Source organism: Paenisporosarcina sp. P5_A11, assembly GCF_056400705.1.
This window is the reverse complement of record NZ_JBFUKT010000001.1, coordinates 20,516-42,621: the sequence shown is the minus strand read 5'-3', so window position 1 is coordinate 42,621 and position 22,106 is coordinate 20,516. Positions and strand designations below refer to the sequence as shown.

Below are 22,106 nucleotides of genomic sequence, written 5' to 3'. Positions count from 1 at the left end.
TAACGATAGTTTATCACATTCACCATGACTCCATTTCTTATGAGTTTGTCCGAGCTAAAATCGCTGAATGGTTGGAAAGATGATTTGAATGGATGAAACACATCGTGAGTGGATGGAAAGTTGATTTGAATGGATGAAAACACAGTATGAGTGGATGAAAAGTCGATTTGAATGGATGAAAACCTATAAATGGTCGCAAACCTATTTTAAGTTGTGGGAAAGTTGAGTATGTTTGATGGAAAATATATGAATGGACAAAAAGTTAAATTGAAAGAACCCACTCAACTCACATCGCTTTAAACTAAAAAGCCTCTCTTCATCCGAGTGGCTTAATCAAATTTCCCATAGTTGTTCAATGGTGCTTTCGTTATTAACAATGGTAAGCGAATAAACGTCTGGATTGCTTAGTGATTTCCATTCTTGAAAACCAACTGAATCATCAAAGTGTTTCAGAACCAAACTTATTAGATTACCATGTGTGACGAGCACACAATTGTTTGGTGATTCGTTTACAACTTTAAGGGCACGGTTAGTGGCTTCACGACTTGATTCGCCACCTTCAAGTTTCAAGTCGAAATCTGTAAATGTTTCTTCAAGAAGCTCTAGCCAATTGGGTAAATCAGACGTGCTTAAGATTCTTTCAGCCAAATTCTCATCAATCGTGATTGAAATGTTTTTTAATTGAGCTGTTGGTTGTATGGAATGTTGAGCACGTGCAAATGGACTGGAAATGATGTGATCAATCTTTATGTCTTTGAAAAAGGAGGCTAACTCTACAGCTTGTTGATGCCCCAATTCGGTTAATCTGGCGTCGCGTTCTTGTCCAGTTGCTGAACAATGGCGAACGAGATATACCATTTTCATCTTCCAGTCACTCCTTTACTAATCATTCTTCTTTTTAAAAGTATACGATAAAAAACCCTGAAGCAATATGCTTCAGGGCCAGAGATTAAACTAGTTTTTTCATTAAATTAGCCATCTCAATTGCATTAGTTGCAGATTCCCAGCCTTTATTCCCAGCTTTTGTTCCTGCACGTTCGATTGCTTGTTCAATCGTGTCTGTCGTTAACACGCCGAAAATTACCGGGATATCGTGTTGATATCCTGCATTGGCAACACCTTTTGCAGCTTCATTACATACAAAATCAAAGTGTGGCGTCGAACCACGGATTACAGTACCAAGGGTAATGACGGCATCGTATTTTTTTGACGCAGCCATTTGTTTAGCTGCAAGTGGAATCTCAAATGCGCCTGGCACCCATGCAATTGTTACATTTGCATCATCCACACCATGTCTTTTAAGAGCGTCTTCGGCTCCACCTAAAAGTTTACTTGTAATGAATTCATTGAAACGTCCAACGACAATTCCAACTTTCAGTTCGGATCCAATTAAATAGCCTTCTAAATGTGTAGTCATGTATAAGCTCCTCTATTAACTTAGGAAATGCCCAAGTTTCGTTTTTTTAGTTTTCATATAATTTTCATTGTCTGTATGTGATGGAATTTCAATTGCTACGCGCTCAGTTACTTCTAATCCATAACCATCTATACCAGCAATTTTCCTAGGGTTATTAGTCAAGAGTTTCATTTTACCTATTCCTAAATCTCGTAAAATTTGTGCTCCAATGCCGTATTCACGTAGGTCATCTGCAAAGCCAAGCTGTTGATTGGCTTCTACAGTATCTAAGCCCTTATCTTGGAGAGCATATGCTTTTAGTTTGTTCATTAAGCCAATTCCACGACCTTCTTGTCGCAAATAAACTAAGACGCCGGAGCCTGCTTCTTCAATTTGTTTTAATGATGAATGAAGTTGTGCACCACAATCACATTTCCGAGAAGCAAAAACATCCCCAGTTAAACATTCTGAATGAACACGAGTGAGAATAGGTGTGTCGGTTGAAATCTGACCTTTAATGAGGGCAATATGTTCTTTGCCTGTCAACGTTTCCGTGTAACCAACCACTTGAAAATCACCATATTCAGTTGGTAAAAGAATTTCAACTTCACGTGTAATTAATTTTTCATTCTTTTGTTTGTAAGCAATTAATTCAGCGATAGTTAAGATGCCGATATTTAATCGTTCAGCAATTATCACGAGGTCATCGAGTCTGGCCATAGAACCATCTTCATTCATAATTTCACAAATGACGCCTGCTGGAGAAGATCCTGCTAATAAGGCTAAATCAACAGCTGCTTCTGTATGTCCTGCACGTTTCAATACGCCGCCTTTTTTTGCAATCAAAGGGAAAACATGGCCAGGGCGTTTAAAGTCAGTCGCTTTCGATTCACTGTTTATCATTTGAAGAATCGTATGAGAACGTTCAAATGCACTAATGCCAGTCGTTGTATCCTTATGATCTACACTGATGGTGAAAGCTGTCCCATAAGGGTCTGTATTTTGGTCTGTCATTAAACCGAACTGAAGCTGCTGAGCAATTTCCTCAGCTACTGGTACACAAATTAAGCCTTTACCTTCAGTGGCCATTAAATTGATGATTTCTGGAGTGGCAAATTCTGCAAGAGCAATAAAGTCACCCTCATTTTCACGGTCTTCATCATCCACTACAATAATGGCTTGTCCTTTTGCCAATGCTTCAACTGCTTTTTCTACTGTATAAAACATCAAGAAACCTCCTATTTAAAATCCGTGTTCTGATAACCATTCTTTTGACATATTGGATTTAGATAAGTGAATGCGCTCTGTATATTTAGCGAGCATGTCACATTCAATATTTACTTTGTCTCCAATACCTTTGTCTCCAAGTAGTGAATCAATTTGTGTTGTAGGAATTAAGGAAATAGAAATCGATGATCGATCAACATGAAAAATAGTAAGAGATGTCCCATCGACTGCAACAGAGCCTTTTAACATCATGTATTTCATTAGACTAGGCTCTAATTCAATCTTTTTGGTAATGGCATTGGTTTCTTTTCTGATGGACCTAATGACACCAATGCCATCGATATGTCCACTAACAAAGTGACCGCCGAAACGCCCATTAGCAGACATGGCACGCTCTAAATTGACACGTGAGTTGGACGATAATTGTGCTAATGTAGTGGATTTAAAGGTTTCCGGTATAACATCTACTACAAACAAATCTTTCGTAAACGAAGAAACTGTTAAACAAACGCCATTAACTGATATACTATCGCCTCTATTTACATCATCTAAAACCGTTTTTGCTCGAATGGTTAATTCGAGTGCGTGTGGTTTTCGTTGAATGGATGTAACAGTACCGATTTCTTCAATGATACCCGTGAACAAATTCTTTATCCTCCTGACTGAAAAGAGCATTAATGCGAACATCAAAGCCTGAATTTTGGTAATTATAGAATTTGTTTTGCAGTTACATGATTAATCCAACGACAAAATAAATTCGTCGTTACGATATGGTTGAAACTGCTTATGTTGAAAAGGTCGAGCTAGAGTGAATAGGTTTTGGTTTTTTTCCACCATGGGGCAAACGGGTGGTAAGGAAAGGGAAATATAGAAGTACCTCGTTCTCGTTAATGAAATGACATCTAAACCATGACAAAAAATCTCCTCGCAAAAGCGAGAAAGCCAGAATTTAACGGTAAGTATTAGATGTAAGTATTAATGAGACAGAAGCAATTTTAATGGAATGTGTAAATGCTCGACTACATATTAAATGAAGTGATTAGTGAGCATAACAAAAAAACCTCTTTTTATTCTTCTCCCATCCAGACTATACTGTCGGTGTTGGATTTGCACCAACTCCACCGCTACTTTTTCAAGTACCGGGTCACGGACTTACAAATTTGCATTTGCTCACCGCCGGTAAGGAATTTCACCTTGCCCCGAAGAATATAAAGTGACTATTTGTCTTTTTAATAGTAGCACAATTGTATGCAAATGATAAATTCATTTGCACAATACCCCACTTTCCGATTTTGCAGATGTTTTTCAGTGATATAAAGATGATTAAGCCCATACAATTCGTCTGAATTTTGTGATAACATTAGATTGTTCATGAATATCGCAAAGGGGGAATTTTTTATGTTAATCCAACAAACAGTCGGCACGGTAGTTAGAGAAATAGCCAAAAGCTATCCGACTACAGAAGCGTACGTATATCCAGAACATAATATTCGCAAAACATATGAGCAATTTGACAAAGAAACGGATCACTTAGCGAAGGCCTTCATGGGGATGGGGATTGCAAAAGGTGAACACGTGGCTATTTGGTCAGACAACAAACGTGAATGGTTACTGAGTCAATTTGCGACAGGTAAAATGGGTGCTGTTCTAGTCACGGTAAATACCAATTACCAAGAAAAAGAACTCGAATATTTGTTGGATCAATCGGATGCAACAACTCTTATTTTAGGTGAAGAATTTAAAGGTACTTCATATATAGATGTAATTAATGCGGTGTGCCCAGAAGTGCAGACTTCGGTAAAGGGAAATATACAATCGGAACATTTACCTTTTCTAAAACGCGTTATTGTAATGAGTGAAAACGAATATCCAGGTATTTATACTTGGCGAGAATTTGAAACACATGCATCTAAAATTACGGATGAAGAGCTTGATGAAAGATTGGACTTATTGCATGTGGATGACGTCATTAATATTCAATATACATCGGGTACTACTGGCTTTCCGAAAGGCGTCATGCTTACACATATGAACGTCGTCAACAACGGGCAAATCATTGGTGATTTTATGAAGTTAACACCACAAGACCGGTTATGCATTCCTGTACCTTTTTTCCATTGCTTTGGTTGTGTATTAGGGACGTTAGCAGCAGTTACTCATGGTACAACAATGGTATTACTGGAACAATTTGATCCGAAACGCGTTCTTCAAGCTGTGCAAGATGAAAAATGTACCGGACTTCACGGAGTACCGACTATGTTTATTGCCGAATTAAATCATCCAGATTATAAAAAATATGATACATCGTCACTACGCACAGGAATTATGGCAGGTTCTCCTTGTCCAATTGAGGTAATGAAAAAAGTTATCGACGACATGGGAGCAAGTGAAATAACTATTTGTTATGGACAAACTGAAGCATCGCCTGTTATTACACAAACGCAATCAGATGATGCTATTGAAAAACGAGTAGCAACAGTTGGAAAACCACATCCACACGTGGAAGTGAAAATTATTGATCCTGTTACTAATGAAGAGTTACCTATTGGAACACCAGGTGAATTGTGTACACGTGGCTATCACATCATGAAAGGTTACTACAAAAATGAAGCAGCTACACACGCTGCAATTGACAATGAAGGATGGCTTCATACAGGGGATATCGCGATTTTGGATAGCGAAGGATATATCGAAATTACTGGAAGAATAAAAGATATGGTCATTCGTGGTGGAGAAAATGTCTATCCTCGTGAAATTGAAGAATTCCTATATCAGCACCCCAACATTCAAGATGTCCAAGTAGTTGGAGTTCCTGATCCAAAGTATGGGGAAGAGCTAATGGCTTGGATAATTGCTAAAGATGGGGTAAGACTAAGTGAAGAAGAAATTCGAGCATATTGTAAAGGGAAAATTTCACATCATAAAATACCGCGCTATATCGAATTTATCAAATCATATCCAATGACAGCATCGGGTAAAATCCAAAAGTATCTACTAAGGGAAATGTCTAAAGATAAAATACCCACAACATAATTCGACATATTTCCCGGGAAATAGCAAAAAGCTGTTAAACGTTGGTAATTATGCGTTTTAGTAGAGAAATATCGAAAAAATATGCTCGTTCTTCTGATGTTTGTTTGTTATGATGAAGTAGAAATACTCAAAACATTCAAGGAGGAACAAATATGTCTGATTATGTATATCAATTAATTGCTATAATTATCTATATGTCTGCAATGCTTTATATTGGTTATTATTCTTACCGAAAAACAGCTAACTTAACGGATTATATGTTAGGTGGACGTTCTTTAGGTCCCATGGTTACAGCGTTAAGTGCTGGAGCAGCAGACATGTCAGGTTGGTTATTGATGGGTTTACCAGGAGCAATCTATGCAACAGGTTTAGTAGAAGCTTGGATAGCTGTTGGTTTAACAGCAGGAGCTTATTTAAACTGGTTGCTAGTTGCACCACGTTTACGTGTGTATTCACAAGTTTCGAATGATTCCATTACAATTCCAAGTTTCTTGGAAAACCGCTTGAAAGATACTTCACGTTTATTGCGTGTCGTTTCTGGTATCATCATTTTGGTATTCTTTACGTTCTATGTATCGTCAGGAATGGTAGCGGGTGGCGTCTTCTTTGACGAGTCATTCGGTTTAGACTATCATACAGGTCTTTTGATTGTATCGGCAGTAGTTATAGCCTATACACTGTTTGGTGGATTCCTTGCAGTAAGTTACACAGACGTTGTACAGGGACTAATTATGTTCTTGGCGTTGATTTTGGTACCTACTATCGGATTATTTATGGTGGGCGGCTTCGACGGCGCAGCAGAAAGCATTCGTTCTGTTGATCCGTCACGCTTGAGCTTGCTTGAAGGAGCAACTGGATTAGGTGTCATTTCTGCTATTGCTTGGGGTCTTGGCTACTTTGGCCAGCCACATATCATTGTTCGCTTTATGGCAATCAGTTCTGTAAAAGAAACAAAACAAGCACGTCGTATCGGGATTGGTTGGATGGCCTTAAGTTTGGCTGGAGCCATTGCGACAGGTTTAATTGGAATCGCTTACTATCAGCAAAATGCTGGTGAAACATTGGGTGACCCTGAGGCAGTCTTTATTGCATTAGGACAAGTTATTTTCCATCCATTTATCGCAGGTATTATGTTGGCAGCTGTACTTGCTGCAGTTATGAGCACGATTTCTTCTCAATTAATCGTTACTTCTTCAGCCTTGATTGAAGATTTGTACAAAGCTGTTATTAACAAAGATGGTTCAGATAAGCATTTTGTGTTGCTGGGACGTCTTGCAGTACTGCTTGTATCAGTGATTGCTATGTTTATTGCATGGGAACAAAGCACGACTATCTTAGATTTAGTTGCATATGCTTGGGCTGGTTTTGGTGCTGCTTTCGGGCCTGTTATTTTGCTATCACTATTCTGGAGAAAGCTTACTACTTGGGGCGCTTTATCAGGTATGGTCGTTGGAGCAACTACAGTGGTTATTTGGGGGAATAATGAAACCCTTAAAGGCTTAATTTATGAAATTGTTCCAGGATTTGTTCTCTGTTTAATCGTTGCGGTTGTCGTAAGTCTAATTACGTACCGTAAGAATGCAGAAATCGATCGTGAATTTGATGAAACAATGGAATTATTAAAAAGAGACAGATAAGATTCAAACCCACAGTTAAATAAACTGTGGGTTTTTTTATATAACTCCTTAACAAATTCAATAATTGCACATTCATTCTTAGCTCCCCATAATGTAAGTGAGGAGGGGTGTATATGATAGAACTAGATCATGTCGTGTATTTTAGTGAAAAGTCCCCGGAATTACTTGTACGAGAACATAAAGGTACATCAATCGGTGGTAAACATAAAAATTGGGGAACGGTAAATGCATTAACCTATACAAAAAACAGTTATATTGAGTATTTATCAGTAGAGCATATGAACATCGCAAAACAAGCGAATCATCCGTTAACGAATCTTTTGCTACACGATCTTGATGATGGCGAAGGATGGGGAACGATTTGTCTACGAACAGACAATATTACGGAACTTAATGAAAGATTAAATCGTGAAGGATGGGTCACTTCTGGTGTGTTAGATGYCGAGCGAGAAACCTCTTCCGGATTTATTCGAAAATGGAAAATGCTTTTTATCCAGCAAGTAGTTTCGGATAAGTTACCATTTCCATTTTTTATTGAATGGGAAGAACCGTTTGAAGAGCGCATGCAAAGTCTAAGAGAAGATGGAACATTGAAAACCATTAATGAACGTCTTCTAATATCACAATGTACAATTGCTGTGCAAGATCCAATTACCTATTTAAAAGAATGGAGCAAGCTTTTAAATGTTACCCTTTCAGGAAATTCAATAAGATTGTCAAATTGTGAGCTCGTTTTCTTATTAAGCAAACATGAACGAGAGCKTTTAGTAAATGTTCAGGTCAAAGAAATAGACTAACTGAAGAATTAGTAAAACACATGCGATTTTTGCATGTGTTTTTTTGGTTAAAAAAATATCAAACTCAAAATATAATAGATTAGTAGATAATAGATTGACTTTCTAATATAATATTGTTTTAATTTTAATAGTATTCAGAAAAATACAAAAACAGAGAGGTGTATGAATTGGTAGAAAAGATAGCAAGCCGTCCAAAAACAAGAAAGGCACGCTCGGAACTTCCAGACCTTCCGAATTATAAGGCAATTGAAGAATCTCAAAATTTTAAAGCACTTATGAAGAAGAAAAAAAGATTTTTAATTCCAAGTACTATCCTGTTTCTAGGTCTTTATATTCTTTTTCCATTAATTATTTCATATACAAATGTGTTAAATTCATCATTTATCGGAGACATTTCGTGGAGTTGGGTGTATGCTCTGGGATTGTTTGTTATGACATGGATTCTTGTAACAATTTACATGAAGAAGGCTGCGGAATTTGATGGTATGGCAACTGAAACACTTAAAGAATTTAATTACAAAGAGGAGGAGAATTTATGAATCCTATAGTAATAACTATGTTTCTTGTCATTGTCGGAATCACGCTTGTTGTTACATACTTTGCAGCAAAGAAAACAAATACGACCAGTGAATTTTATACAGCTGGTGGAGGTTTAACTGGCTGGCAAAACGGACTTGCTATCGCCGGAGATTATTTATCTGCAGCTTCTTTCTTAGGAATAGCAGGAGCCATTGCATTATATGGATTTGATGGATTCTTGTTCTCTATCGGATATTTAGTAGCTTATTTGGTTGTGTTATTTATTGTAGCTGAGCCACTACGAAACTTAGGGAAATACACGTTAGCTGATATGATCAACTCTAGATTTAATGCTAAGAAAGTACGTGCAGGTGCGGCAATTAGTTCAATTACGATTGTTATTTTTTATATGATTGCACAATTGGTTGGAGCGGGTGCCTTAATACAATTGCTTTTCGATATTCCATATTGGATTGCCGTTTTATTAGTAGGAATTATGATGACGATTTATGTTTTATTTGGAGGTATGACTGCAACAAGTTGGGTGCAAATTATTAAAGCGGTCTTACTGATGACTGGTACAGTTATCATTTCATTTTTAGTATTAATGAAATTCAATTTCAATATTTTAGAGATGTTTACATTTATGAAAACAGCAACGCCACATGGGGCGGATTATTTAAATCCAGGTGTTAAATATAAGATGCCGCTAGATACACTTTCTCTTATGATTGCTCTCGTTTTAGGTACAGCAGGACTGCCGCATATATTAATGCGATTTTTTACAGTTCGTGACGCTAAAACAGCACGGAGTTCGGTTATGTGGGCGACATGGATTGTTGGTATTTTCTATGTAATGACAATCTTTTTAGGATTTGGCGCGGCTGCTTTTGTGGGACAAGATTTGATTGTGTCGACCAATCCTGCTGGCAACATGGCCGCTCCACTATTAGCTCAAGCTCTTGGTGGGGATCTCTTAATGTCCTTTGTTTCAGCAGTGGCATTCGCAACCATTTTAGCTGTTGTAGCTGGACTTGTTCTATCTGGTGCCTCAGCATTTGCACATGACATTTATGGTCAAATTATTAAAAAAGGAAAGGCCACTGACAGAGAACAAATGCTAGCTGCTCGTTATGCTTCTCTAGGTGTAGCGGTTTTCTCCATCATCTTGGCTTTATTTGCTCAAAGTTTAAATGTTGCTTTTCTAGTGTCTCTTGCATTTTGTATAGCAGCGAGTGCTAACTTGCCAGTTATCATATACACGATTTTCTGGAACAAGTTCAATACGACAGGTGCTATTTCTTCAATGGTAACGGGACTTGTTTCTGCTATAGTCCTAGTATCCATAAGTCCTAGTGTGATGAACCCTGTTGAAGGAGTTGCGATTATTACAGGCAATCCAATCTTCCCATTAACAAATCCCGCTCTAGTTTCAGTACCGCTTGGTTTCATCGGTGGTTGGTTGGGGACACTACTTTCGAAGGAAGCAAATGAATTAAAATATGCTGAAGTAAAAGTGAAAGCAAATACGGGAGGATTCAGACAACTGTAAGAGAAGTTGTATCTACTTAAATGAGTATGTTACGATGTATGCATTATTAAGGAACGGAGGTTTTCCAAATGATTAATTACACATTCCGATGGAACACTTTGCGATGAAACTGAATAAAGCAAAGAACTGCTACTGGGCAGTTTAATCGGGATATGTCTATTCATTTTGAAAACCAAGTTACTATTTAGAAAAACACAGCTTGTACCTCACAATGGTGCAAGCTGATGTCATTTCTTGAACTGATATTTTTAGGTATTTTTATCAGTGCAAGAAAAGTGTGAGACCTGGACTCACTTTTTCTTTACTATTAAATGGCAGAAAAAAGGGATATTTCGATTTTCTCTCGGTAGACTTTGAGGAGGAAATGACACTTGGAAGAATTACTTGAACGCGCCATTGTTGTTGGCGTTAATTTGAAAAAAGACGAACATTTTGAATATGGTTTAGAAGAATTACACAACTTGGCCGAAGCATTAAACGTTGAAGTGGTAGGCGAAGTTACTCAAAATTTAGATCGTGTAAATTCTGCGCATTACGTAGGAAAAGGGAAAATTGACGAAATTAAAGCTTTTTATGATGAAGCAGATGCAAACTTAGTTATTTTTAATGATGAGCTATCACCTTCTCAAATACGAAACCTAGAAGAAGCACTTGAATGTAAAGTCATTGACCGTACAATGTTGATTTTAGATATCTTTGCTCGTCGTGCGAAGTCGAAAGAAGCTCAAATGCAAGTGGAATTAGCCCAGCTTCAATACATGTTACCTCGATTAATTGGTTTACGTGCTTCTCTTGGTCGTCAAGGTGGTGGTACGGGTGGCGGATTCAAAAACCGTGGTGCGGGGGAAACAAAACTTGAACTCGACCGCCGAAAAATTGAAGATCAAATTGCCAAACTTCGTCGTGATTTAGAGCATGTAAAAGAACAACGAGTAACACAAAGAAAACAACGCAAGAAAAACGAAGTTCCAGTTGTATCGATTGTTGGATATACGAATGCAGGGAAATCAACCGTCATGAACCGGTTGCTTGCCAAAACTGGACAACTGGATGACAAGCAAGTGTTTGAAAAAGATATGTTGTTCGCGACTCTTGAGACATCTGTTCGACAAATTCGTTTGCCGGATCAAAAAGAATTCTTACTTACTGACACGGTAGGTTTCGTTAGTAAATTACCGACCCATTTAGTAAAAGCTTTTCGTTCCACATTGGAAGAAGCACGCGAAGCAGATTTACTATTACATGTGGTGGATGTTTCAAATGAAGAGTATCGCTATATGATGCACGTTACGAACGAAACATTGCACGCAGTGGGCGTTGAAGATGTGCCAACCCTTGAGTTATACAATAAATCGGACTTAGCAGAGCTCAACTATCCGCGCGTGAGTGGAAATAGTCTTTGGATTTCTGCTAAAGAAGGCAAAGGTTTAGACGAATTACTTGAAACGATTCGTACACATATTTTTGCTGATTATAAGATGTGCCGCATGCTCATTCCGTATGAGCGGGGGGACATTGTGTCTTATTTGAATGAACAAGCATCTGTTCAGACATCTGAGTATGAAGAAGAAGGCACATTGATTAAAGTTGAATTAAGACAATCCGATTACGAACGGTATCATGAGTTCGTTCTTGGGAAATAAAAAACGCATTTCCGATTTTTTCGGAAATGCGTTTTTCTTTAGGTTAAATAAAGATACACTAATTTTCATCCACTGAATGTGTGTTTTCATCCAGTCAACTTTGGTTTCCATTCATTCAGTGTGTGTGTTCATCCACTCAACTTGGGTTTCCATCCATTCGCTTGGAGAAGGACTCCATTCTTCCGGAGAAAGACACCCGTTTCGCTTTTTAGTCTTGGAATTGGATATTATGGAGTCTTGCGAACAAACCATCCGCTTCAACAAGATCAGAATAAGTGCCATCTTCCGCTATTCCATCTTTTGTGACGACAAGGACGCGGTCCGCATCACGTATTGTTGCGAAACGGTGGGCAATAATAAGGGTTGTCCGGTTTTCAGCAAGTTCTGCTAATGAATGTTGAATAATTCTTTCGGTTTCCGTATCTAGCGCAGAAGTCGCCTCATCCAAAATAAGAATAGGTGGATTTTTTAAGAACATACGAGCGATTGCTAAACGTTGCTTTTGGCCGCCAGATAATTTCAATCCTCGTTCACCGATTTGCGTATCATATCCAGCAGGAAGCTCAGAAATGAATTCTTCTAAATGGGCTTTTCGAGCAGCCTCTAACACTTCTTCATTTGTTGCATCTTTCTTACCATACGCAATATTTTCGCGAATTGTCCCTGTAAATAAGAAAACATCTTGTTGAACAATACCAATTTGTGAGCGTAAGGAATGCTTTGTCATATCCCGAATATCTATTCCATCAATTGATATTGACCCATTTAGGACATCATAAAACCGTGGAATCAATGAACAAATAGTCGTTTTTCCAGAACCAGAAGGACCAACAAAGGCCACCGTTTCTCCAGCCTTCACCTTGAGATTAATATCTGAGAGTACTTTTTTGTGTTGATCATAACCGAAGTCCACACCATTAAATGAAATGTTCCCCTGTAAATGATTAACTGTTATAGCGTTTTCTCGATCGACAATTTCCGGATCTTGTTCAATTAAATCTAAGAATCGTCTGAAGCCGGCCATGCCTTTTGGATAAAGTTCCAGTAGCGCACTAATCTTATCAACGGGTTTTATTAAAACATTAATAAATAATACAAAGCTTACTAGTTCTCCATTTGTTAATCTGCCGTTAACTGTGAACCATGCGCCGACAACCAAGACGACCAGTGTCATGAGGCGGGTCATCATGTAAATACTGGAATGTGTTCCAGACATTACTTTATAGGCGACCAATTTTGCTAATCTAAACTGTCCGTTGTCATGTTTGAAACGTTTGATTTCAAACTCTTCATTTGTGAAAGATTGAACAACGCGAGCACCAGAAACACTGTCTTCTACTCGACCATTCACATCAGCAATTTTAATGTACATGTTCTTCCATGCTTTATTCATTTTAATATTACTGAATGCCACAAGGATAGTGAGGAATGGAACCATAATAATCGCAATGATTGCAAGCTCAGGATTGATATTGTACATGATAATAAAAGCACCAATAAAAGTCATAATTGCGATAAAGAAGTCTTCTGGGCCATGGTGAGCAAGCTCACCTATATCAAATAAATCGTTTGTAATTCGGCTCATCACATGGCCTGTTTTGGTGTTATCAAAAAAACGGAATGATTGGCGTTGTACATGAGTAAAGAGTTGTTCACGCATGTCCGTTTCTATATTAATACCTAGCTTGTGCCCTAAGTAACTAACGATATATTGAAGTACAGTACTAATCAAATAAACGGCTAGTAGGAGGACACTGACTGTGACAATTGAATCCCATTCGCCAGAAGGCAGCAATTCGTCAATAAACCATTGTACTGCTAAAGGAAAAGCAAGCTCTAAAATAGCGACAATAATGGCGCTGGTAAAGTCGATCATAAACAGACGTTTATGAGGACGATAATAAGAAAAGAATTTCTTAATCATATAGTTTCTCCTCGTGTTTTTAATACTGGCAATTATAACGGAAAAAGGTCCTAAACACGACAGAAAACTTCTGAACACGAAGGAAATCAAAGTATTTCAAGTTCCGAATGTTTTTTGACAATTTAGAGAGAGAACGTTAAAATGTAAAAGTTGTCTTTTTACTGATAAAGAAGTCCGACCTTTATTGTCAGTATATTTTGCACATTCTTTCATAAAAAGCGAACGAATGTGTATTTCTTAAAATTAAAAAGAAAGAAGGGAAAAGAATGGCGACAAGAGAAGAAATCGTCCAGTCGGTTCCTCAAAAAGGATTCTTTGGACATCCAAAAGGCTTATTAAGCTTATTCTTTACAGAGTTTTGGGAGCGTTTTTCATACTACGGTATGCGCGCAATCTTACTCTACTATATGTATTACGAATTAAATCAAGGAGGACTTGGTTTAGAACATTCAACTGCGAACTCGATTATGGCAGTATACGGATCACTTGTATATATGTCCGGGATTATCGGAGGATGGATTGCAGACCGATTACTAGGTACGACCAAAACCGTATTCTACGGTGGTATAGCAATAATGGTAGGACACTTAGCTTTAGCATTACCTGGTGGAATAAACACGCTATTCATTTCAATGGCGTTTATCATAATTGGTACAGGTTTACTAAAACCAAATATTTCAAGTATTGTCGGTGAAATGTATTCAGATAACGATGTTCGTCGTGACTCTGGATTCAGTATTTTCTACATGGGAATCAACATGGGTGCATTTATCGCACCATTAATAGTAGGAACAATAGGTCTTAACTATAACTTCCACTTAGGTTTTGGAATTGCGGCAGTTGGTATGTTATTAGGATTAGTTGTTTTCATGGTTACGAAAAAGAAATATCTTGGATTAGCTGGTTCATATGTTCCGAACCCTCTACCTAAAGAAGATCGCAATAAAATGCTTTTACGCGTAGCAATTGGCTTAGCGGTAATAGCAATTATTGGCTACTTCTTAATTGAAAAAGGTATTATGACCATAGACGTCTTTACAATGATGGTATCGATTTTAGGTATCGTCATTCCAACAATTTACTTTATCGTCATGTATCGCAGCTCTAAAACAAACGCAGATGAAAAATCACGTGTTCTTGCATACATTCCATTGTTTATTTCTGCAATGGTGTTCTGGGCAATCGCTGAGCAAGGTTCAATCATATTAGCTCAATACGCAGATCAACGTACAGACTTAACCATTGGTTCTTGGGAGATTTCTCCAGCATGGTTCCAATCTTTAAACCCACTATTTGTTATTGCAATTGCACCAGTATTCGCATGGTTGTGGGTACGTCTAGGTGAAAGACAACCGTCTACGCCTAAGAAGTTCGCATTTGGTTTATTCTTTGCGAGTATGTCATTCCTAGTTATGATTATTCCGGCATACATTAACGGAACTGAAACGTTAGTTAGCCCATACTGGTTAGTTTTAAGTTTCTTCCTTGTGGTAATTGGTGAATTGCTTCTTTCTCCAGTTGGATTATCAGCAACGACAAAACTTGCACCACAGGCTTTTGCAGCACAAACAATGAGTTTGTGGTTCTTAACAAACGCATCTGCTCAAGCAATTAACGCGCAAGTGGTGAAATTCTATAAACCAGAAAATGAAATCGTTTATTTTGGTGTCATAGGGGTTATTGCACTAATCATTGGATTAATGTTGTTCTTCTTTGCACCGAAAATCGAAAAACTTATGCGTGGCGTACGTTAAATATAAAAGAGCAAAAGCCTACCGGTGATTCATTTATCGGTAGGCTTTTTAATATGGGAGAAGAAACCTTTTCAATTAAAAAAATCTTCAAATCTCAAAGAGAAACTTCCATTTGAAACCCTTTACGAGTAAACTCGTATTATATAGAAGAAAGAAAAAAGGAAAAGGTGGCGACAACATGAAGAAATGGAAGATGCTCATGGTTGCTAGTGTATTAACAGTAGGTTTGGCTGGATGTAATACAACTGCAACTCCTACTTCTGAAACTGCAAAGGACAAAAAAAGTGAATTAACACTTAAGCAAGTGTTTGATAAGTCTCTTGCACAATCGGAATCTATAAAAAGCTTAAATGCAGACGTTGAAATGTCGCAGTTAATAGAAGTACCTTCTCAAAATGTAGAGATGAATACAGTAACTAATATGAATATGGATATGTTCGTTGAGCCATTAAGTATTTATCAGAAAGGTACAACTTCCACATTGGTCCCAGGTGAAGATTCTTCTGTGCAACCGCAAGAAGTAGAAATTGAAAGTTATATGACAGATAAAGGATTTTTCATGAACCATAGCATGTCGGCACAGTGGGTAAAATTGCCAGAGGATATGTATGAGCAAATGATGTCAATGTCTCAAAAGCAAGCAGATCCATCTCAACAGTTGAAAGATTTAGAAATGTTTAAGGATGATTTTTCATTTGAACAAACAGAAGATATGTATGTACTTAAGTTATCTGCTTCAGGTGAAAAATTCAATGAGTTAATCAAGAAACAAGTAACTGAAACCATTCCCGCAGTGAAACTAGACCAAGAAAACATGTTAAAAGACATGAACATTGAAAAAGTTGATTATGAAATATTTATTGATAAAAAAACATTCAATACTTCTGCATTTAATATGGATTTGAAAATGTCAGTATCGGTTGAAGGAGAAGAGATGAAGATGTCTCAAGATTTGAAATCCACGTTTAATAAATTTGATGAAATCGAACCGATTACAGTTCCTCAAGAAGTTCTAGATAATGCAAAAGAAATGTAATACAAAGCCTTCCCCAAAAATGTTTTGGGGAAGGCTTTTAATATTATTCTGCTATCTTTTTAATAAGTAAATCCTGCAGGTGTGTTTTTTAACACCACTACAACTTTATGTTCATCTAACTTTTCTTCTAATTTTTCTGCTTCTGGTTGACTGAACCCAAGTTCTTCAAATTGCGCGCGAAGTTCGTCTCCTTTTTTTCGGAAAACATTTGCAATCGATGTGCCTAAACCTTGTTCAGTTACACCAACTGTATTCGCGTCTGCCATATCAGCTACTTGATTTGTTCGATGATTTTCATGAGTTAGTACATATAGATCGTCCTCGTGAACACCTTTGGCTTTAATTTCTTGAATTCCACGAATGGCTTCATCATCAGTTAAATACTCTTTATACGTAACACTCATTATTAAAATCCTCCTTTAAATCGTTTTATTCTGACACATTAGTACTTTACCACTTCAATCATCGAATAAACTAAATCAAAGGAAACTCAAACGAAAGTCTTAGGTTCTCGACAATTGAATGATAAGGTAGTCGTAAAAATATGATGAAATATTTTCGAAGGAGCGAGAAGAATATGAAAAAATGGTTTTATCCCTTAGGATTTGTAACGCTTATTGGATTCATTACCTTATTTTTTAATTTTACGCATGAAGAAATGCAAGAGTTTGATAAAGAAATAGGAGAGGCACTAATTGGAAATGAATTCATTCGCTTCTTCCATTATATTGGTGAACCACTTTGGATTGCTTCTGCCGCTTTCATCTTAATTATATATTTAGCTTTTAATCGCAAGAATTATCGCGGGATGTTATTTGTGTTATTTACAGTAGCAGGCGGAAACTTGTTAAATCATTTATTGAAAGAATGGATACAGCGTGTAAGACCGGATATTCCTGACCAATTGACGAGTTTTAGTTTCCCTTCTAACCATGCGATGGTAGGTTTATTGTATTTATTTACGTATGCTTATTTATTAAATGGAAACCATAAATCGACTAAATGGCGTTTCAGTATTTGGATAAGTGCAATTGTCTTGACGCTTCTAGTGGGTTTATCTCGAGTTGCTGGGAACAATCATTATGGAACAGACGTGATAGGGGGATGGATGCTTGGTTATTCTTTCTTCATTCTAGTGGTTGTTTGGTATGAATGGCGCAATCGCAACATGGGCAAACGTAAGCCCCAACCAGAATAACCGAATCTTACGCTAATTATTAGCGTAAGATTTTTTGAAAGGGTGGTTAACGGTGTTTACTATTCCTGATGATTTAATTGATATAGGGGAAAAACGAGTGAAAGGACAAGCTGTACAAGGGTTTGTTCGTGGCTACGGAAACCCTAACCCGAAGTTACTGCTTGTTGGGGAAGCACCTGGTGAAAATGAAATAGAAACTGGAGTTCCTTTTATAGGACGAGGGGTATGGCTGTAATGGCTTTAAGTTTATTATTGATTGCTTAAGTTGTTAACACGTTGTCTAGTCTAACTAGGTAGCGTGTTTTTCTTATTCTTCGCTTTCTGGTTGTAAGTTAATGATTATAAAACTATACTGATGTGTAAAGAGTTAAATAGACATGTGTAAAGACAAGGAGAGAAATGATGACTACGTCAATTAATAAAGAGAATAAGCCTCTTTCAAGAAATAAATTATTAGGAATTGCAGGGCTTGGTTGGATGTTTGATGCCATGGATGTAGGTATTCTATCTTTCGTTATAGCAGCACTCGCAATTGAATGGAACTTATCGCCAGGTCAAATGGGATGGATAGGGAGTGTTAACTCTATCGGAATGGCATTTGGAGCATTTGCGTTTGGTCTTTTTGCAGATCGTATCGGTCGCAAACGGGTCTTTATAATAACGTTGGTATTATTCTCAGTAGCAAGTGGGCTTTCAGCATTATCAACAACTCTCGCAGTCTTTTTAGTGTTCCGATTTTTTGTTGGAATGGGCCTTGGTGGAGAACTTCCTGTAGCATCTACACTTGTTTCTGAAAGTGTCGAAGCAAAAGAACGGGGTCGAGTAGTAGTATTGCTCGAAAGTTTTTGGGCAGCCGGTTGGTTAATTGCGGCATTAATTTCATATTTTATTATCCCAAATTACGGCTGGAAAGTTGCATTAGTAATTACAGCATTACCTGCTTTATACGCTATTTATTTACGATTAAATTTACCTGATTCACCACAATTCACGGCAAAGCGTGTACGAGATCGAACATACGGTCAAAATATTAAAGCTGTTTGGTCAAAAGCTTATGCGAAGCCAACGTTAATGTTATGGATATTATGGTTTACGGTCGTCTTCTCTTATTATGGCATGTTCTTATGGTTGCCAAGTGTGATGGTGATTAAAGGATTTAGCTTAATTAAGAGTTTTGAGTATGTATTATTGATGACTATTGCACAGTTGCCAGGATATTTCACTGCTGCTTGGCTAATTGAAAAAGCAGGTCGTAAATTCGTATTGGTCACTTATTTATTAGGTACAGCTGCTAGTGCATTTGTATTTGGTAATGCGGAAACAACCATGTTACTACTGGTATCTGGTGCTTTCTTGTCCTTCTTCAATCTAGGTGCATGGGGTGCACTTTACGCTTATACACCTGAACAATATCCTTCTGTCATTCGCGCAACTGGGACTGGCATGGCAGCGGCTATCGGTCGTGTTGGTGGTATTCTAGGACCTTTATTAGTTGGGTCACTAGTAATGAAGGGTTATGATATTGGTTGGATATTCGGTATCTTCTGTGTAGCCATTGTTATAGGCGTATTAGCTGTTGTAATCCTTGGTAAAGAAACAAAACAAATTGAATTAGAATAGTGTTATTAAAGGACTCTCTAGTGAAAGGGAGTCTTTTTTTGGCGGAAAATAAATATTCGGATTTTTCAATATTCTGTAGTAGTACATGACATTCCTTGTTAAAATGAAACTATCAAATATTGTCTAACAAGGGAGAGGCGGATATGTTTAAAAGGATTGATACCGTATTTTTACCTGTACAAGACACGAATGGCGCGATTAACTGGTTTGAAGAAAAATGTGGGTTTATCTTACGATGGCATGATGAGGAAAATGGGTATGCAGCAATGGAAGTTGGAAACGGGGAAACGGCATTTACATTGGTTCGTAGCCCTCAAATGGGAAGTGGCCAACCTTCCGAGCATGAATGGTTTAATTTATATACGTCGGACATCCATGCAACCCATCAACGCATGCTAGACACTGGAGTGGAAGCCACTGCTATTGAAAGCGGTGGTAATGTGGAGTTCTTTCAATTTAAAGATCTTGATGGCAATACGATTGGAGTTTGTTCATTTGAAGGAGACGCAGCATAAACATCAACAAATATTGATTGTAGGATCAGGAGGGGCTGGGAAATCTACATTGTCCCGCAAATTAGGAGAACTATGGGATATACCAATCGTTCATTTAGATGCACTGTTTTGGCAGCCCGGATGGAATCCTTTGCCGCGTCCTAAATTTATGGAAAAAGTAAAAAATGAACTAACAAAACCACATTGGATTATTGACGGCAACTTTGATTCAAGTATTGAACTGCGAGCGAAATATGCAGATCTTATCATTTTTCTCGATTTCTCAAATGTCATCTGTTTATATCGAGCGTGCAAGAGGGCTTGGACGTATCGTGGGAAAACCAGACCAGATATGGGGAAAGACTGTAAAGAGAAGATAGATTGGGAATTTGTTCGATGGATATGGCGGTATCCAAAAGATGTGAAACCAAAGATGTTAGAACTATTAACCAATACGCAAACCGATGTTATCACGTTTAAATCACCTAAAGAAGTTGAACAATGGCTTCAAAATATCCAAAAAAAGAAGAGTGAATCATCCTAGTAGGATAATTCACTCTTTTATGATGTTTTTAAGGTAGTGTAAAATACAAGGTGATCTTCGTAATAAGAACCTTTTTTATTGTATTCGCCTGTACATGTTATAAGATTTAATTTATCTTGGGGGAAATTGCTTGTTGATTTTGGTTACGCAAAAAACATTTAGAGTAACTCACTTTAACACTCAGGTTTCCGGGGAGCTTTGGAAAGCCATCATGCTACACCATTATCTAATGAATAAGTAAAAGGGGGATGTGACACAGTCACATCCCCCTACTAATTTTCCAGGTAATCCTGCAGCTCGGATGCTTTCGTAGCTCCCCTACAACCTTGAGGCAAATTGCTTGTTGATTTTTACTTACTATAGAATCGTCACTAACTTTAAGAAACCAAGCAGCCGAAGATGCTATTTCGGCTGCTACCGCATTACTTTATTTTGGTTGTTTCTTTGATTAACAATCCACCAGAGATGTTTTTGAGAATCATGAATATTAATCTATAAAGTGAGTATCACTGCTTGTTGAAAATAAAAGATGCAGAAAGAGGCAGAAATAGTATCTTCGGCCGAACATCTACATAAAGTGAGCATCTTGTCTTTAGTAAACCAAACCGTCATAACTGGACGAGCCCAGGTTGCAAGGGAGCGAAGGGTGCACACCAGCCGCAGGATGATCTAAAAAAGAGGATTTGGCGAAGTGACGAAGTTACAAGCCCTAGGTCGAAAACGTTCACAACGTTCGTTAAATAGATAACGAATGTAATAACCAAATAGATTACTTTTATCAAGAGGAAACTGGGATTCGTCTATGAGTTTTAAGACAAATACCCTTATTTATTTTCATACAAAAAATTGATACAGTCCCAATGAGATTGTTTAAAACAACCCTCATTTGCCTATTCTGCTAGTAGAGTTAAAAGCTTTTGCTCTCAAAATTTATCATTACAAAATATAAGCATAAAAGGAGGAAAAAACATATGGAAAGTAAAGAAAAGAATATTTCAAGGCGTGATTTTCTGAAGACTTCTGGTGTTGCTACTGGTGCGTTAATCGGTGGAGGTCTCATTGGGGGACTAGTAGGCTACACGATAAATAAACCCGAACCGGAAACAAAAAATGATATGAAGCATGGTCAACACGACCAACAAATGCATAAAGGGTGGCAATTTTTCAGGAATAATCGGGAGTTTGAAATTATATCGAATGCAACAGAACGTATTTTCCCTAAAGACGATCTTGGTCCGGGGGCAATTGAACTTGGTGTTCCTTTCTTTATCGATAATCAACTAGCTGGACAGTATGGAAGTAATTCAAAAGAGTATATGCATGGACCTTTCGCAGTTGGGGCTGCCACGCAAGGATATCAAAGTCGTTTAACTCGAGCAGAAATTTTCAGACAAGGAATCGAGAAGCTTGAAGCTGAGGCAACTAGCAGATTCGAAAATGGCTTTTCAAGTATTGAAGGAACCCAGATGGATGAGATTTTAACAGCTTTTCAAAAAGACGAGATTCAAATGTCTGGTGTGACATCTGCATTTTTCTTCCGCTTACTAAGAACAGCAACTTTAGAGGGAGCCTATTCAGACCCTATCTACGGTGGCAATCAGAATATGGAAGGTTGGAAGATGAAAGGTTTCCCTGGCCATCAAATGTCCTATATCAAGGTAATCGAAAGTGAAAAGTTTCAAAAAATTGCACCGAATTCATTGGGTGGAAGTGAATAAGGAGGGGGGACTTT

The 22,106-nt window shown here is 37.7% G+C and carries 20 protein-coding genes and 1 riboswitch; of the genes, 14 read left to right on the top strand and 6 right to left on the bottom strand.

The features are described 5' to 3' along the window. Positions 1–333 precede the first annotated feature (333 nt). From AC1DOS_RS00210 to ribE, 4 genes are all read right to left on the bottom strand, one after another. Positions 334–864 carry a histidine phosphatase family protein gene (locus AC1DOS_RS00210; protein WP_477535938.1) on the bottom strand — a complete coding sequence of 177 codons (531 nt, stop codon included), beginning with the start codon at positions 862–864 and terminating at the stop codon, positions 334–336. Positions 865–949: 85 nt separating this feature from the next. Continuing rightward, the gene (gene ribH / locus AC1DOS_RS00205; protein ID WP_477535937.1) at positions 950–1,417 is read right to left on the bottom strand and encodes a 6,7-dimethyl-8-ribityllumazine synthase; all 468 of its coding nucleotides are present in this window, start codon (positions 1,415–1,417) and stop codon (positions 950–952) included. Between the two features lie 15 nt (positions 1,418–1,432). Continuing rightward, entirely contained in the window at positions 1,433–2,623 is a 1,191-nt protein-coding gene (locus AC1DOS_RS00200) for a bifunctional 3,4-dihydroxy-2-butanone-4-phosphate synthase/GTP cyclohydrolase II (RefSeq protein WP_477535936.1), read from the bottom strand. 15 nt (positions 2,624–2,638) lie between these two features. Then, positions 2,639–3,268, bottom strand: a complete 630-nt coding sequence (ribE, locus tag AC1DOS_RS00195) for a riboflavin synthase (protein WP_477535935.1) — start codon at positions 3,266–3,268, stop codon at positions 2,639–2,641. Between the two features lie 421 nt (positions 3,269–3,689). Next, positions 3,690–3,834: riboswitch (FMN riboswitch) on the bottom strand. Positions 3,835–4,021: 187 nt separating this feature from the next. Between ribE and AC1DOS_RS00190 the strand changes: the two genes are divergently transcribed. The 6 genes from AC1DOS_RS00190 to hflX all read left to right on the top strand — a co-directional run bounded on the left by AC1DOS_RS00190 (position 4,022) and on the right by hflX (position 11,804). Further along, positions 4,022–5,656: an AMP-binding protein gene (locus tag AC1DOS_RS00190; protein ID WP_477535934.1), complete on the top strand. Its 1,635-nt coding sequence runs from the start codon at positions 4,022–4,024 to the stop codon at positions 5,654–5,656. 152 nt (positions 5,657–5,808) lie between these two features. Further along, the gene (gene putP, locus AC1DOS_RS00185) at positions 5,809–7,293 is read left to right on the top strand and encodes a sodium/proline symporter PutP (RefSeq protein WP_477535933.1); all 1,485 of its coding nucleotides are present in this window, start codon (positions 5,809–5,811) and stop codon (positions 7,291–7,293) included. Between the two features lie 113 nt (positions 7,294–7,406). After that, positions 7,407–8,090: a VOC family protein gene (locus AC1DOS_RS00180; RefSeq protein ID WP_477535932.1), complete on the top strand. Its 684-nt coding sequence runs from the start codon at positions 7,407–7,409 to the stop codon at positions 8,088–8,090. A 167-nt stretch (positions 8,091–8,257) separates the two neighbouring features. Then, on the top strand, positions 8,258–8,629 hold the full coding sequence (locus AC1DOS_RS00175; protein ID WP_477535931.1) for a DUF485 domain-containing protein: 372 nt from the start codon (positions 8,258–8,260) through the stop codon (positions 8,627–8,629). After that, positions 8,626–10,161: a solute symporter family protein gene (locus AC1DOS_RS00170; RefSeq protein ID WP_477535930.1), complete on the top strand. Its 1,536-nt coding sequence runs from the start codon at positions 8,626–8,628 to the stop codon at positions 10,159–10,161. The genes AC1DOS_RS00175 and AC1DOS_RS00170 overlap by 4 nt, the downstream gene beginning before the upstream one ends. Positions 10,162–10,532: 371 nt before the next feature. Continuing rightward, positions 10,533–11,804 carry a GTPase HflX gene (hflX, locus tag AC1DOS_RS00165; RefSeq protein WP_477535929.1) on the top strand — a complete coding sequence of 424 codons (1,272 nt, stop codon included), beginning with the start codon at positions 10,533–10,535 and terminating at the stop codon, positions 11,802–11,804. Between the two features lie 208 nt (positions 11,805–12,012). Here the strand turns inward: hflX and AC1DOS_RS00160 are convergent, their stop codons facing one another. Next, positions 12,013–13,728: an ABC transporter ATP-binding protein gene (locus AC1DOS_RS00160; protein WP_477535928.1), complete on the bottom strand. Its 1,716-nt coding sequence runs from the start codon at positions 13,726–13,728 to the stop codon at positions 12,013–12,015. A gap of 266 nt (positions 13,729–13,994) precedes the next feature. Between AC1DOS_RS00160 and AC1DOS_RS00155 the strand changes: the two genes are divergently transcribed. Then, positions 13,995–15,482 carry a peptide MFS transporter gene (locus tag AC1DOS_RS00155; protein ID WP_477535927.1) on the top strand — a complete coding sequence of 496 codons (1,488 nt, stop codon included), beginning with the start codon at positions 13,995–13,997 and terminating at the stop codon, positions 15,480–15,482. A gap of 178 nt (positions 15,483–15,660) precedes the next feature. Then, a complete protein-coding gene (locus AC1DOS_RS00150; RefSeq protein ID WP_477535926.1) occupies positions 15,661–16,518 on the top strand; it encodes a DUF6612 family protein in 858 nt (285 codons plus the stop codon). Between the two features lie 59 nt (positions 16,519–16,577). Here the strand turns inward: AC1DOS_RS00150 and AC1DOS_RS00145 are convergent, their stop codons facing one another. After that, on the bottom strand, positions 16,578–16,922 hold the full coding sequence (locus AC1DOS_RS00145; protein ID WP_477535925.1) for a YflT domain-containing protein: 345 nt from the start codon (positions 16,920–16,922) through the stop codon (positions 16,578–16,580). Positions 16,923–17,095: 173 nt separating this feature from the next. Between AC1DOS_RS00145 and AC1DOS_RS00140 the strand changes: the two genes are divergently transcribed. From AC1DOS_RS00140 to AC1DOS_RS00115, 6 genes are all read left to right on the top strand, one after another. Further along, positions 17,096–17,716 carry a phosphatase PAP2 family protein gene (locus AC1DOS_RS00140; RefSeq protein ID WP_477535924.1) on the top strand — a complete coding sequence of 207 codons (621 nt, stop codon included), beginning with the start codon at positions 17,096–17,098 and terminating at the stop codon, positions 17,714–17,716. A 52-nt stretch (positions 17,717–17,768) separates the two neighbouring features. Beyond that, positions 17,769–17,951 (top strand): uracil-DNA glycosylase family protein, encoded by a 183-nt coding sequence (locus AC1DOS_RS00135; RefSeq protein WP_477535923.1) that lies wholly within the window; start codon positions 17,769–17,771, stop codon positions 17,949–17,951. A gap of 167 nt (positions 17,952–18,118) precedes the next feature. Continuing rightward, positions 18,119–19,336, top strand: coding sequence for an MFS transporter (locus AC1DOS_RS00130; protein WP_477535922.1), 1,218 nt, complete (start codon positions 18,119–18,121; stop codon positions 19,334–19,336). Between the two features lie 143 nt (positions 19,337–19,479). After that, the gene (locus AC1DOS_RS00125) at positions 19,480–19,851 is read left to right on the top strand and encodes a VOC family protein (RefSeq protein WP_108585569.1); all 372 of its coding nucleotides are present in this window, start codon (positions 19,480–19,482) and stop codon (positions 19,849–19,851) included. Further along, a complete protein-coding gene (locus AC1DOS_RS00120; protein WP_108585568.1) occupies positions 19,832–20,374 on the top strand; it encodes a DNA topology modulation protein in 543 nt (180 codons plus the stop codon). Before AC1DOS_RS00125 ends, AC1DOS_RS00120 begins: the two co-directional genes overlap by 20 nt. Before the next feature lie 971 nt (positions 20,375–21,345). Then, positions 21,346–22,092, top strand: a complete 747-nt coding sequence (locus AC1DOS_RS00115) for a gluconate 2-dehydrogenase subunit 3 family protein (RefSeq protein ID WP_108585567.1) — start codon at positions 21,346–21,348, stop codon at positions 22,090–22,092. The last annotated feature ends 14 nt before the right edge of the window (positions 22,093–22,106 follow it).